At 35.6% G+C, this 14,320-nt stretch carries 12 protein-coding genes; 3 read left to right on the top strand and 9 right to left on the bottom strand.

Annotation, left to right across the window (positions count from 1 at the left end):
* Complete coding sequence (gene purD / locus INR75_RS04515; protein ID WP_223090946.1) at nucleotides 1-1,275, bottom strand: phosphoribosylamine--glycine ligase; 1,275 nt, start codon at nucleotides 1,273-1,275, stop codon at nucleotides 1-3.
* 88 nt (nucleotides 1,276-1,363) lie between these two features.
* Here purD and INR75_RS04510 point away from each other — a divergent pair, with 88 nt between their 5' ends.
* On the top strand, nucleotides 1,364-2,674 hold the full coding sequence (locus INR75_RS04510) for a phenylacetate--CoA ligase family protein (protein WP_223090945.1): 1,311 nt from the start codon (nucleotides 1,364-1,366) through the stop codon (nucleotides 2,672-2,674).
* On the opposite strand, the gene INR75_RS04505 is transcribed toward INR75_RS04510, so the two are convergent.
* The 5 genes from INR75_RS04505 to INR75_RS04485 all read right to left on the bottom strand — a co-directional run bounded on the left by INR75_RS04505 (nucleotide 2,663) and on the right by INR75_RS04485 (nucleotide 8,564).
* Nucleotides 2,663-3,436 (bottom strand): glycosyltransferase family 2 protein, encoded by a 774-nt coding sequence (locus INR75_RS04505; protein WP_223090944.1) that lies wholly within the window; start codon nucleotides 3,434-3,436, stop codon nucleotides 2,663-2,665. The two genes, INR75_RS04510 and INR75_RS04505, sit on opposite strands and share 12 nt — an antisense overlap.
* A gap of 3 nt (nucleotides 3,437-3,439) precedes the next feature.
* On the bottom strand, nucleotides 3,440-4,429 hold the full coding sequence (locus tag INR75_RS04500; protein WP_223090943.1) for a UDP-glucuronic acid decarboxylase family protein: 990 nt from the start codon (nucleotides 4,427-4,429) through the stop codon (nucleotides 3,440-3,442).
* 70 nt (nucleotides 4,430-4,499) lie between these two features.
* Complete coding sequence (locus INR75_RS04495; RefSeq protein WP_370629901.1) at nucleotides 4,500-6,125, bottom strand: hypothetical protein; 1,626 nt, start codon at nucleotides 6,123-6,125, stop codon at nucleotides 4,500-4,502.
* Between the two features lie 66 nt (nucleotides 6,126-6,191).
* The gene (locus INR75_RS04490; RefSeq protein ID WP_223090941.1) at nucleotides 6,192-7,691 is read right to left on the bottom strand and encodes a GH3 auxin-responsive promoter family protein; all 1,500 of its coding nucleotides are present in this window, start codon (nucleotides 7,689-7,691) and stop codon (nucleotides 6,192-6,194) included.
* Nucleotides 7,692-7,694: 3 nt separating this feature from the next.
* Nucleotides 7,695-8,564 (bottom strand): M23 family metallopeptidase, encoded by an 870-nt coding sequence (locus tag INR75_RS04485; protein WP_223090940.1) that lies wholly within the window; start codon nucleotides 8,562-8,564, stop codon nucleotides 7,695-7,697.
* Nucleotides 8,565-8,826: 262 nt separating this feature from the next.
* On the opposite strand from INR75_RS04485, the gene INR75_RS04480 reads away from it, so the two are divergent.
* Nucleotides 8,827-9,039 (top strand): twin-arginine translocase TatA/TatE family subunit, encoded by a 213-nt coding sequence (locus INR75_RS04480; protein ID WP_223090939.1) that lies wholly within the window; start codon nucleotides 8,827-8,829, stop codon nucleotides 9,037-9,039.
* Between the two features lie 81 nt (nucleotides 9,040-9,120).
* Here INR75_RS04480 and INR75_RS04475 read toward each other — a convergent pair whose 3' ends face one another.
* The 3 genes from INR75_RS04475 to pgk form a co-directional block, all read right to left on the bottom strand.
* The gene (locus tag INR75_RS04475; protein ID WP_223090938.1) at nucleotides 9,121-10,104 is read right to left on the bottom strand and encodes a DUF4837 family protein; all 984 of its coding nucleotides are present in this window, start codon (nucleotides 10,102-10,104) and stop codon (nucleotides 9,121-9,123) included.
* 29 nt (nucleotides 10,105-10,133) lie between these two features.
* Entirely contained in the window at nucleotides 10,134-11,732 is a 1,599-nt protein-coding gene (locus INR75_RS04470) for a lytic transglycosylase domain-containing protein (protein ID WP_223090937.1), read from the bottom strand.
* Nucleotides 11,733-11,910: 178 nt separating this feature from the next.
* Nucleotides 11,911-13,095, bottom strand: a complete 1,185-nt coding sequence (gene pgk, locus INR75_RS04465) for a phosphoglycerate kinase (protein WP_092539822.1) — start codon at nucleotides 13,093-13,095, stop codon at nucleotides 11,911-11,913.
* A 69-nt stretch (nucleotides 13,096-13,164) separates the two neighbouring features.
* Between pgk and INR75_RS04460 the strand changes: the two genes are divergently transcribed.
* The gene (locus tag INR75_RS04460; protein ID WP_223090936.1) at nucleotides 13,165-14,319 is read left to right on the top strand and encodes a DNA polymerase III subunit delta'; all 1,155 of its coding nucleotides are present in this window, start codon (nucleotides 13,165-13,167) and stop codon (nucleotides 14,317-14,319) included.
* The last annotated feature ends 1 nt before the right edge of the window (nucleotide 14,320 follow it).

Below are 14,320 nucleotides of genomic sequence, written 5' to 3'. Positions count from 1 at the left end.
CTAAGCAAGGTCGAATCCTAGATCTTTTCTAAAATACATCTTATCAAATTGTAGTTTTTCTACATTTTGATAAGATTTTTTTAGTGCCTTTTTGTAATCTTCTCCAAAAGCAGTTACTGCGATTACACGACCCCCATTGGTCACAACTTTATCATCTTTTGTAGTCGTACCGGCATGAAATACTAATGCATCTTCAACATTTTCTATTCCGGTTATTTCTTTACCTTTTTCGTAAGCTTCTGGATAACCACCAGAAACCATCATTACGGTTGTAGCCGTTCTTTCATCGATTTCTAGATCTACCTCATCAAGTTTTCCCTGCGCTGCTTTGGCTAGTACTTCAACCAGATCAGATTTTACTCTAGGTAAAACAACTTCGGTTTCAGGATCTCCCATCCTTACATTATATTCGATCACATAAGGCTCCTCTCCTACTTTTATCAATCCAATAAAAACGAAACCTTTATAATCGATATTTTCTTCAGCAAGACCATCTACGGTAGGTTTTACGATACGCTCTTCGATCTTCTGCATAAACTCGGCATCGGCAAAAGGAACCGGAGAAATAGCGCCCATTCCACCTGTATTTAATCCAGTATCTCCTTCACCAATTCGCTTGTAATCTTTGGCTGTTGGTAAGATCTTGTAGTTTTTACCATCGGTTAATACAAAAACACTTAGTTCTATACCATCTAAAAATTCTTCGATCACCACCTTTGCACTGGCTTCTCCAAATTTTTGATTTTTCAGCATATTTTCTAATTCGGCTTTAGCTTCAGCAAGATCATTTAAAATTAAAACGCCTTTACCAGCTGCAAGACCATCTGCTTTAAGAACGTAAGGAGCTTTTAAAGTTTCTAAAAATACTTTACCTGCTTCCAGGCTTTCTGCTGTAAAACTCTCGTAAGCAGCAGTTGGAATATTATGCATCGCCATAAACTCTTTTGCGCGCTCTTTACTACCTTCAAGTAATGCTCCTTGTTTTGATGGTCCTACGATTAAAAGTTCCTTTAAACCTGGCTCGTTTTTACAAAAATCTGTAATTCCCTTTACAAGAGGATCTTCTGGTCCTACGACCAGCATGTCTATATTTTTTTCAATAATAAAATCTTTAATACCAGAAAAATCTCCTACATTTAGGCTCACATTTTTCCCTACATTTAAAGTTCCGGCATTCCCGGGAGCTATATACAGTTTTTCACATTTTGGACTTTGTGCAATTTTGTAAGCAAAAGTATGCTCTCGACCGCCCGAACCTAGTATTAAGATTTTCATTTTTAAGAAATATTTATTTTGGGCTTCAAAAATAATTGTTTGTAAATTGAAGCACCAATAAATTTGAATAAAAAAGCATTAATAAGTTTTGGATTGGTTTAAACTTTCGCTTCAGCTTAATAAATTCCCTGTAAACAGGGCTCGAAAAATGTTGGACGAAATCGACCAGATTCCGGTTAACCAATACCAAAATTTTATTGAAACAAAGAAAAAGGAAATTGTTGATTATCATCTAACTAATAACAATTTCTACAAAGGCTTTATTGGTGATCGATCGATCGAAAAATGGGAAGATATTCCTATAATGTCGAAAACCGATCTGCAACAACCTTTAAAGCAGCGTTTAAGCGATGGCTTTAACTTAAAAAATAGCTACATAGGTAAAACTTCTGGCAGTAGTGGCCATCCCTTTAGTTTTGCTAAAGATAAACTTTGCCACGCAATGGCCTGGGAAGGTTTTAACGATCATTATAACTGGCATGGTATAGATCTCAATAAATCGCTACAAGCCAGATTTTATGGTATTCCGTTAGATTTTTATGGTAATTTACAGGAACGTATTAAGGACCGAATAAGTCTTAGAAGACGCTTTAGTATATTTGATCTTAGCGAGGTGAAATTGCAGAATTTTCTCGATCGTTTTAAGAAAAGTAGATTCGATTATTTAAATGGATACACCAGTGCCATCCTGCTTTTTTCTAAATTTTTAAAGAAAAAAGAGATTGTGCTTAAAGACATTTGTCCCAGTTTAAAACTTTGCATTGTTACTTCTGAGCGTTTATTTGATAAGGATAAAAAGTTAATCGAAGAAGCTATTGGTGTCCCCGTGGTAAATGAATATGGTGCCAGCGAAGTAGGACTTATTGCCTTCGAAAATCCGCAAGCAGAGTGGTGCCTAAACTCCAGAGATCTTTTTATCGAAATTGTAGATAAAAACAATAAAACTTTACCTCCCGGTGAAGAAGGCAGAGTGGTGATCACTTCTCTTTTTAATAAAGCGCACCCTATTATTCGTTATGCCATTGGAGACATTGGTTTTATGTCTAAAAAAAGTACGCCAAAAAAGCCAATATTAGAATCTTTGATCGGGCGAACCAGCGATGTCGCAAAACTTGCTGATGGAAAAATAGTTCCCGGACTTACATTTTACTATGTAACTAAAACGATTATCGACGATACCGGTAACACCAAAGAATTTGTAGTTACTCAAACTAAAATGGATTCTTTTGAGATTGAATACGTACGGGATACCGAATTTAATACTGAAGAAACAACCAAAATCGCTGAAGCAGTTGAAAAATATGTTGGTAAAAACCTGAAAGTTAATTTTAAAAGAAAACAAAGCCTTACCCGAAGTAAAAGCGGAAAACTAAAGCAATTTACTTCATTAATCGACTGATTTTACCTGCCTGGATTTCACAAAAAAATGTTCTCCCAAAAAGACCAAAATCCAATACATGCTTTTTAGTTTTCCAAAGCCTAGAACTTTATTGTAGATCTTATAATTATAGGAAAGCATTTCTAATTTATTTTCAGAAACAGAACCTTTTCTTATTCGGTATAAAGCAAGCGATTCCTCCATTCCGTGGGCGGTACCTCCTTTTTTGATAACTTCAAGCCACATTGCCCAATCCTGTCTTTTTCGAATTTCAGGGTGGTAAACTTTACCAATTTTAGCTGCATTATACATCCCGGTAAGATTACCTATATAATTGCTTTTAATCAGTTTTGAATAATTTATAAAAGGTAAAGCTTCGATAATTTCGTTTAAAGATTCTCCATTCTCACTAATCCGATCATAGCTACTAAAAACAATCTTAGCTTTATTCTCCAGGCAAAATTTAAGCTGCTGAGAGAGCTTTTCTGGTTTCCATAAATCATCTGCATCTAAAAAAGCTATAAACTCTCCTGTGGCTTCTTTAACCGCCTTATTTCTGGTATAACCCGCACCATAATTAATTTCATTTCTAAAGATTTTGATGCGAGCATCTTTATTTACATAATTACGAACCGTATTTACCGTAGCATCTTTTGAAGCATCATCTACGATAATAAGTTCCCAGTTCTTATAGTGCTGAGCAATCACAGATTCGATTGCCTGCGAAATAAATTCATTCGAATTATAGGCAGGCATAATCACAGAAACCAAAGGATTTTGCATTATTTACTTTCTATTATGCTTAGTAAAATCTTTATGCTCTTTCTTCAATAAATCTTCTTTAGATAGATTTTTGAAGTAGTTATAAGTGATTTTCATCCCTTCTTCCCTAGATACTTTTGGCTCCCATCCCAAAATTTCTTTAGCTCTGGTAATATCTGGTTGGCGCTGTAAAGGATCGTCTTTTGGTAAATCTTTATAAACGATTTTTTGCCTTGTGCCGGTTAGCTTAATAACTTCTTCAGCAAAGTCTTTAATCGTTAATTCATCTGGATTACCAATATTTATAGGCTCTACATAATCACTAAAAAGTAACCTGTATATCCCTTCTACCTGATCGTCTACATAACAAAAAGAACGAGTTTGCAAACCATCTCCAAAAACGGTTAAATCTTCACCTCTTAATGCCTGACCAATAAATGCAGGTATTACTCTACCATCATTTAATCGCATTCTTGGCCCGTAAGTATTAAAGATTCTCACAATTCTGGTTTCTAAACCGTGAAACCTATGATAGGCCATTGTCAATGATTCCTGAAATCGCTTTGCTTCATCATAAACTCCACGTGGCCCGATAGTACTTACATTCCCATAATAATCTTCAGATTGCGGATGTACTAAAGGATCTCCATAAATTTCTGAAGTTGAAGCGATAAGAATTCTGGCTCCTTTTTCTTTTGCTAAACCTAAACAATGATGTGTTCCTAAAGATCCTACTTTTAAAGTTTGAATAGGGATTTTTAAATAATCTATTGGGCTGGCAGGCGATGCAAAATGAAGTATATAATCCAACTTTCCGGGAACATGAATAAACTTGGTTACATCGTGATTATAAAATTCAAAGTCTTTATTTTTAAAAAGGTGCTCTATATTACGAATATCGCCTGTAATAAGATTATCCATTCCTATCACCCTAAAGCCTTCTTTGATAAATCTATCACACAAATGCGAACCTAGAAATCCCGCTGCTCCTGTAATTAATACAGTTTTGCCCATTTAAATATTATTAATCGATTTTAAAAAAATCATTTAGAAAACATCTAATCTTAAATTTACTACAAGAACTTTAAGAATTAAAGATTTGCTCCAGTATTTTTTCAGTAATTAAATAAGTTGGTTTTACACCCGTAGTTCCCAAACCTCCTGAAGCTAAAGTACTTCCGGTTTCTAATGGATTATCTGAGGCATAATATGCATATCGTACCTGCACATCTTCAGCAATGCTTTTTCTAAGTTTACTAGCGGCCTGAATTGCTTTTTGATAGTGCGCTCCTTCCATTTCTAAACCACTTACATTCCACGTAGAATCATGGAAAAACTTAAGAATATCGCGGTTTTGTAAGGAAGTTCCCAAAACGGTGATCATACTACCATCAACTACTTTTATACCGTGCCCTTCAAGATCATCTTTAGTAAGTTCATTTTTAAAAGGATAATTATCTGCTGTTCCTTCAAAAATATGCGCAGAAGGGATCATAATATCTCCTTTTCCTCCTTCTAAAATACCGGCTTTCCCCATAATAGAAACCGATTTCACATTCATTTTAATCTCTTCCTCGTCAATAATATATGGTTTTAGAAGCTCGTCCATTGTTTCATAAGCCTGCTCTCCAAAAGCATAATCCATCACGATAATTACTGGCTTTTCTTCTTCCTTAAGGGATTTGAATTCTTTATTTCTGAAGCCTTCTTCTAACTTAGCTGTATCAAAAACCTGAACATCGATATTGGTTCCGCTGGAATCTTCTATAAACTTCATCCCTCCAGAAAGCGCTAATTTTGAAACCTTCTGGCGAACCTGCCCATTTGAAGAGTCACTTAGCATTTCATAAATCTGAAGAATATCTTTCTTTTTAATTTCAGCTTTTAGTGCTAACGGCGCATACAGCGTGTTCATCACACTATGCATATTGGCACTGATAATATGAATAGGACGTTTTAATAACTCTTCTTCTACCAGATATTTTTTAATCTTATCTGCCCAAACTTCTCCATGAATATGATGTCCTAAACGTTCTCTAAGAATCGGACTAAATGTGATGATCCTTTTATCATTATTTACTGTTTCTTCTATCGCCAGTTTTCCCATCCAGTAAATAATATGTAAAAACTGCTCTGGATTACCCGGAGTAGAAAACTTAGGATAAATGGTAGAAACCTCGAAAAAAGTTCGGCCTAAAATATTGGCAGTGTGGGTTAACGCAACTTCACGCTCAGATTTATCGATTTCTTTATCAGAAAGTACTACAGCTTCCAGTTTTTTCCAGTCCCTGTTTACACTTCCATCCTCGTCGATCACTACTCGTCTCATAATCTTATGAGATTCAATAAAAAGGAAGGTTAAATGCGTAAGAATATCATAGATTTCAGATCGTCCTCTGGTAATCTCGATATTCATTTGCTCCTCATCTATTCGATAACAGTTTCTACGACGTTTTGGTGGCACAATTGGCTGAAAATGCGAATCACCATAGCCTTCGTCACTGGTTAGATTGATATATCGACATTGTTCTATCCCAATAGGAAGACGCTCTAAAACATACAATAACCCGCTAAGCTCGGCTTTATCTTCAGCAACAGAACCATAAATTTCTGGTCTTAATGCCAATAATCCTTCTCTTAAAGTTTCTCCAGAAACACCCATTGGTTTGTAAAAGCCCCTGTTAAAAAGGTGTCTCATGGTAATATACATACGTTCTATCGCATTAGTACTTTCCTGCGCTCTCGTTCTTCCTTCTAATTTCAAATTTTATACTTTTTATTTCTTAATTATCTTTTCTAAAACCTCGGCAATTTTACGATCGTTAGAAAGCCTTGGTAACTTGTTTTGCCCACCTAATTTGCCAATCGATTTCATATACGCCTGAAATCCGTTTGTTGGGACTTTAGAGATTTTTACCGGCTGCAAAATATTTCCTTCAATAAGATCAAAATAATAAGAGTTTTGCTGCTGAAGCGATTTATCCAGAATATTCCTGAAATTCGATAAATCTACAGGTTCTTTTTCAAACTCAATAAACCACTCGTGATATGGTAATTCTTCTGCGGAAGGATTTACCTGTGGTGCAACTGTAAATTCGTTAATTCTAGCTCCTGTTTTTTCAGAAGCAACCTGCATGGCTTCCTCTACTTCTTTGGCAATAACATGCTCCCCAAAAGCTGAAATATAATGCTTAATCCTTCCCGAAACCATCACTCGATACGGTTTTAAACTGGTAAACTGAATGGTATCGCCAACATTATACGCCCAAAGTCCGGCGGTAGTACTAATAATCATTACATAGTTTACGCCAAGCTCTACCTCAGCAATCGTTAGTCGCTTTGGATCTTCATCAAAAAAAGATTCAGCTTTAATAAACTCGTAAAAAATACCGCTATCTAGCTGAAGTAACATTCCCTTTGCTTTTTGGCTATCCTGAAAAGCGAAAAAACCTTCTGAAGCGGGATATAATTCGATACTATCTACTTTACGACCAATAAGATTTTCAAATTTAGAGCGATAAGGTTCATAGTTTACTCCGCCGTAAATAAACAGGTCGAAATTCGTGAAAATATCGCCTACTTTTTTACCGGTTTTACGTTGTAATTTTTCAAAATACATTTGCACCCAACTTGGTATTCCGCTTATTACGGTCATATTCAAATCTTGGGTTTCCTCTACAATTGCATCAACTTTGGTCTCCCAATCTTCGATACAATTAGTTTCCCAACTTGGCATTCTGTTCTTTTGAAGATAACCAGGTACATAATGTGCCACAATACCCGATAATCGTCCCAATTTCACTCCGTTTTTCTCGGTAAGCTCTGGACTTCCCTGTAAAAAGATCATTTTACCGTCTACGAACTTTGCATTTCCGGTTTCAGCAATATAACAAAGAATAGCATTTCGTGCTGCTTCAATATGCGTAGGCATACTTTCTTTGGTAATTGGGATATATTTTGCGCCGCTGGTCGTTCCCGATGTTTTTGCATAATACAAAGGTTTTCCCGGCCATAAGATATCTTCTTCACCGACAACCATTTTATCCACATAATTACGAAGTGCTTCGTAATCTCTTACAGGTACATTTTGAACAAAATCGGCATGCGTTTTTATAGTATCAAACTTATGATCTTTTCCAAAATTGGTGTTTTTAGCCTTAGAAATTAATTCATCAAAGATTTTCTGCTGCGCTTCAAGAGGATTTGAAGCCCAGACATCAATTTTCTTTCTGATAGTTTTAGCGAATATTTTAGCTGCAAAAGATTTTAATGACATAGACTATTCAAAATCAATATAATCGGTTGGGTTTACAGGGTTTCCTTCGTTCCATAATTCAAAATGCAAATGTGGGCCGGTGGTGTATTCTCCAGTATTTCCCGCGGTTGCCACTACTTCGCCAGATTTTACAAAATCTCCCTGTTCTTTGGTTAATGAGGCGTTGTGTTTATATACAGAAATTAATCCATAATCATGTTTTACGATAATTACATAGCCGGTTTCTGTGGTCCATTCAGCAAAAATAACACGTCCATCTGCAACAGATTTTACGGGTGAATTCTTAGGAATTACCACATCTATCGCATAATGCTTTTCTTCAGCATCATATCCCTCAGTAATCGTTCCTTTTACCGGCGGAAATAAAGAAAAATCGATATTATCTGTAGCGCCCGGCAAAATATTGTATTTATCCTCTAAAGCCACTTCTTCTCTTAATAAACTATCTGCTCTGGATGGCGGGATAACCTCAACTTCGAGATTGTCCTGAGAGAATTTAGCAATAGAATCGCGGTTAAGATCTGAAGTTTGTAAATCTCCAGACAAAACTCCTTTTATCGATCCTAAGAACTGATTGTTCAGTTTCAAAACATTTTGAAGAGAATCTGTTTGGTATGCTAATTCTGCTGCCTGTTCTTTTAATTGTGGCGAAGAATATCCTGGAATATATTCTCTTAAAGGTGTAAAGGCAATAATAAAAGTGGTTGCTGCTACTAATAAAATAGCGCTTGTTGTTACCAGAACAAAAACATTTAAACGGGTTAATTTTAAAGAATATCTTTCTTCAAAAGTATCCTCGTTTAAAATTACCATTCGGTATTTATGAAGTAGTTTTCTGGTAAATTTCTTCTTATTTTTTTTCTTTTTCGACATACATAAAAACCTTAGACAAAGATACTGTAAAATTTATGCTATCTAACAGTTTTGATCGATAATCCAAAATTGCAGATTTCTATCTAATTGCAGCTTATTTGAAAATGAATAATAGTTTAAATTCCAGTAATTAAAAGTCGGTTACCCAATTAACATTTACAAGAGCTATACGCATTATAATTAATAAATTGCATATATTTTGTTCATATTAACGTATATATTAGTTTATTCTTGTTAAGTTTGTAATTATAAATATCGAGTTATGAATGCATTTATGTTACCATTAGCTATAGGAGCGCCACAGATCGTATTAATAGTGATCGTGGTTTTACTAATATTTGGAGGTCGAAAAATTCCTGAATTGATGAGAGGATTAGGAAGTGGAATTAAGGAGTTTAAAGATGCATCTAAGGATGATGATGATACCACTACAAGTTCTGCTTCTGATGCCAAAAAGGTTGAAGACACCAAGTAGTCCTAAAAAAAATAATACTTAAAAAGCCCGTTCTTATCGAACGGGCTTTTTTATTTTGATAACCAATCCTAAAGTTTCCCTTTAAGACTTATTGAATTTTAATGTTTTTAGGATCGCATCCAGCTCAAATACATGATCTCTTTTACTGCTTGCTGGTCTAAAAATAAATCCTTCAGCAATTAAATAACGATCGTTTTCTTCGTCTCTAATCGCATAATTAACAAAAGGCCCAGCCATATAAGCGTTGTTCACTTCCCAGGTACCACGAGTTTCATAAGCAAAATGTCCATCGATCTTAGTTTCAAATAAATATGGCGCAAAAGCTTCTTCCGTGATCATATAACTTCCTTCTACAGGTCCCGGAATATATTTTTCACCAATGCTATCACGCATTTTTACAATATTAGCGATTACACTAGAATCTTTATCGATAGTGCTTAACGGAACTTCGTAAACTAAGATCTCCATCAAGCCTTTTGGTATTTCCTTTCTTATCCAGATAAAATCGTCTTCCTGTGCTGCATATCGATAAGCTGTTGGAAACTTCATAGAAACGCCAAAGGCTTCTTCCAGCTCTTCATCAGATTCTGGCGACTTACCAATTCTACGCTGCTTTTCTTTAATTTCGGTAGCTTTTAAAACATCTATAATACTATCTGAAGATGCATTAATACGCTCAATGATCTGCTCCTGACTCTGGCCGGTAATTATGATTCCTGTTTGCGGCGTAGCATATTGATCCTTAACAATAGCCAAGCTGTCGTTACCTTTTTCAACCTTTAAATATATACGGCTACGACGTACAAAACCGGTAAATGTATTTGGAGGAATCTGACTTAAACTGAATAAAGGCTCATCCTGTGGTAAACCTTCTACCGGTGCTGCAAGATTATCTCTTAAGGCATCACCTACCTGCCCTTCCCAAAGGCTATTATCCATTACAACAGAAAGCTGATTGATATTACCCGAAGAATCTGCTAAAATACGTTTTGCGGGCTCATCAGATTTTTCTTTACAGGATATGATCGTTAGAAGAGAAAGCGCAAGAAATACTAATTTTTTCATGATATTAGTTTTGAATTTAAGTTTGGTTATTAGCCTTTAGACACCTTAATTTTCATCCCTGGTTTAAGGCGTGTACTGCTCATATCATTCCATGTCCTCAAATTCTGTACCGTAACGCCTGGGAACTTCTTAGAAATGCTCCATAACGAATCTCCCCGCTGTACTGTATATAATTTTGTATTTCCCTTTTTGGTGGTTTTCGCGCTACTGGATGCTGTAGCCTTTTGTGTGGTAGCTACTGGTTTTCTGGGATATATAGTTAAATATTGGCCTATTCTAATATTATTACCTCGTAAATTATTCCAGCGCTTTAAGCTACTTACTCCTACTCCATATTTTTCTGCAATTCTTCCTAAATAATCTCCGCTTCTTACTCGGTATCTAATACGATCTTCTGTTTCAACGTATTTAGGCAAAGGCTCTTCCCTGTTTGCTATTTCCTGTTCAGCATATTGATAAATAGCAGATTCGTTATTTACAAAAGCGCCTGTTTTTGTTCTTGGCAACCTTACCACATAATTTTTATCTTCTACAAAAGGAATAATATCCAGCTTATAACTTGGGTTTAAAAATTGAAGTAACTCCTTATTAGTTCCGGTGATCTTAGCAATATGATCGAAGGTTAGTAGTTCTTTTACCTGAATAGTATCGGTTTGAAAATAAGGGATTTCTGGTCTTTTTGGCTGAAAATTATGCTCATCTGCATATTCAAAAATATACAGGGTGGCTAAAAATGCAGGTACGTAACCAGCAGTTTCTCTAGGCAGATAGCGTCTTATCGACCAATAATCTGTAGATCCACCACTTCTTCTTATTGCTTTTGAAACATTACCTGGACCAGAATTATAAGAAGCTAAAACCAGATCCCAATCTCCAAAAACCTTATAAAGTCGAGATAAATATTGTGCAGCAGCCTCGGTAGCTTTTACAGGATCCATACGCTCATCAACATAACTACTCACGTTAAGATCGTGCATTTTACCCGTAGTAAACATAAACTGCCATAAACCGGTAGCGCCCACTCGGGATTTTGCTCTTGGATTTAAAGCAGATTCTACAATAGCAAGATATTTTATTTCTAGCGGAATATCGTATTTATCTAATTCCTGCTCGAACATTGGGAAGTAGTAATCACTTAATGCCATTAAGCGCTCCATAGCCTGTTTATTGCGCTTTAAATACATTTTTATAACACTTTCCAGACTTCGGTTATATTCAATATTAAAAGGCGTTCTGGCGTTTAATTTTGCTAATCGAACTTTTAAAGTATCGGTAGGCAAATCATCAAAAACAACTTCTTCGTAATCCTGTTCTGCTATGGATTTTTGAATAGTTTCATATAGATCTGAATTAGTAAGCTCTGCTCGCCAAACAGAATCTATTTTTGCGGCATGAGGCATATCACTTAGCGAAACTTTGGAAGAATCTCTGATCACTGCAGAAATTGGTAATTTTTTCTGAAATTCTGGATCTGGATCTGCAAGTATGATCTCTGTACTATCTACTTTTTGAAAAATCTGAACTCGGAAATTGGCTTTTTCTACCTGTTTTTTAGATTTTTCTTTTTCCTGAGCACTCACAGCGAAGGCTGCAAATAATCCCAGTAACAAACACACTTGCTTCTTCATATCTCGTTTAGAACCTATTTTTCCTATGTTTAAGGATTTAAATTTAATGTTTACAAACTTTTAATCTCGATTTCTAACTAAGAACCTCGAAAGCTTATTTCGAGGTTCTTAAAATTGGTTAAAATTTTGATCAAAAAGTATACCTTGTTTTATCGAAAATCGGTATTTCGATAAAGGTTTATTTGCTAATAGCTTCAATACCTGGTAAAGATTTACCTTCTAGCATTTCTAGCATTGCACCACCTCCGGTAGAAACATAACTAACTTTATCTGCAAAGCCAAATTGTTTTACCGCAGCTACAGAGTCTCCTCCTCCAACTAGAGAGAAAGCACCGTTTTTAGTAGCTTCAGCAATCGCTTTACCAAGTTCGATTGTTCCTTTTGCGAAAGTTTCCATTTCGAATACTCCTAACGGACCATTCCAAAGAATTATTTTAGATTCTGCGATAACATTAGAGAAATGTTTTAAGGTTTCTGGCCCAACATCTAATCCCATCCATCCATCAGGAATATTATCTACAGATTCTACCTGAGTGCTTGCCTGTTCAGAAAAACTATCTGCAATGATAGAATCTACAGGAAGATGTACCTGTACTCCTTTTTCTTTTGCTTTTTTAAGAATATCTAAAGCTAATTCCTGCTTATCCTCTTCCACAAGTGAATTACCAATAGATCCTCCCTGCGCTTTGATAAAAGTATATGTCATACCACCACCAATAATCAGGTGATCTACAGCATCAAGAATATTTTCGATTACTGTTATTTTAGAAGATACTTTAGCTCCTCCTAACACGGCAGTTACCGGCTTTTCCTTACTATTTAATACTTTATCTAAACTTTTTATTTCTTTAGCTAATAAATAACCAAAGCATTTATCTTCAAAAAATTGCGCTACAATTGTAGTTGAGGCATGAGCTCTATGCGCCGTACCAAAAGCATCGTTTACATAGATATCACCAAGTTCTGAAAGTTGTTTTGCAAAATCTTCGTCACCTGCTTTTTCTTCACTATGAAAACGTAAATTTTCAAGTAAAAGAATTTCTCCAGATTCTAGCTCATCTGCAGCTTTTTTCACATCTGCACCTACGCAGTCTTCTACAAATTTTGGTTCTACACCAACAACTTCAGAAACTTTACTAACGATATTTTTTAAAGAGAATTTTGCTTCTTTACCGCTAGGGCGACCAAGGTGAGACATCAATACAACACTTCCGCCGTCTTCTAAGATTTTTAAAATAGTTGGTTTAGCAGCTTCAATACGGTTAGCATCGGTTACTTTAAGATCATCATTAAGTGGTACGTTAAAGTCCACACGAATTAAAGCTTGTTTATCTTTAAAATTAAAATCATCTACTGTTTTCATAATTTCGGTTTATTACAAATATAATTTTTTCCGAAGATATAAAACCGCATATAACTTTTATATTTGCTCATGCTTTTTTCAGAAATTGTAGGATTACCACATATTAAAAATCATCTTACCACTACGGCAGATAATAATCGCATACCTCATGCCCAGTTATTTGTTGGTAATAGTGGTAGTGGCACCTTGCCAATGGCAGTCGCTTACGCACAATACTTACTTTGTAAAAACCAGGACGGCGAGAACCAAAACGGGAATGCTTCCTGTAATTTAAAGTTTACCAATATTTCGCATCCAGATCTTCATTTTGCTTTTCCGGTGGCTACTAATCAAACCGTAAAAAGTCATCCGGTTTCAGCGAATTTTATGGAAGACTGGCGTAGCTTTATTCAGCATAATCCCTACGGAAGTTTAACCGATTGGTACGAGCATATTGGTATGGAAAACAAACAGGGACAAATTGGGGTAGATGAAGCCCAGGATATCGTTAAATCTTTATCCTTAAAAGCGTACGAAGGCGGCTTAAAAGTAATGATTATCTGGATGGCAGATCGTATGAACACGGCTGCAGCGAACAAACTTTTAAAGCTAATCGAAGAACCACCAAATAAAACCATTTTTATTCTTATTGCTGAAGACGAAGAGCAAATTATACAAACGATTAAATCGAGATGCCAAACCTTAAGCTTCCCTCCTCTTGCTGAAAGCGATATTGCTGAAAAACTAATAGCTTCACAAAATTTAGAAACTCAGGAAGCCAGTTTAATTGCGCATCAATCTAACGGAAGCTACACAAGAGCATTGCATCTTTTGCAAAATGATACGGCAGATGATCAATATGAACAATGGTTTATCGATTGGGTACGAACGGCATTTAAAGCCAAAGGAAATAAAGCAACCGTGCTAGAATTGATAAGCTGGAGTGAAGAGATTGCTACGATGGGCCGTGAAAAACAGAAAAGCTTTTTACTGTATTGCCTGGATTTTTTCAGGCAGGCCTTAATGCTGAATTATAAAGCCGAAGATTTGGTGTTTTTATCGCCTAAAACCAAGGGATTTCAGCTTAAAAAATTCGCTCCTTTTGTACATGGAAATAACATTCTACCCATCACAAAAGCTATTGAAGATGCTATCTATCATATTGAGAGAAACGGAAATGCGAAAATTGTATTAACCGATCTTTCTATTAGGCTAACCAGATTTTTACATATAAAAGCAGCTTAAA

The sequence above is a fragment of the Zunongwangia sp. SCSIO 43204 genome (genome assembly GCF_019904275.1).
In the GTDB taxonomy this organism is placed as follows: domain Bacteria; phylum Bacteroidota; class Bacteroidia; order Flavobacteriales; family Flavobacteriaceae; genus Zunongwangia; species Zunongwangia mangrovi.
Note: the sequence above shows the minus strand (reverse complement) of the source record. Positions and strands in the feature narration are given on the sequence as shown.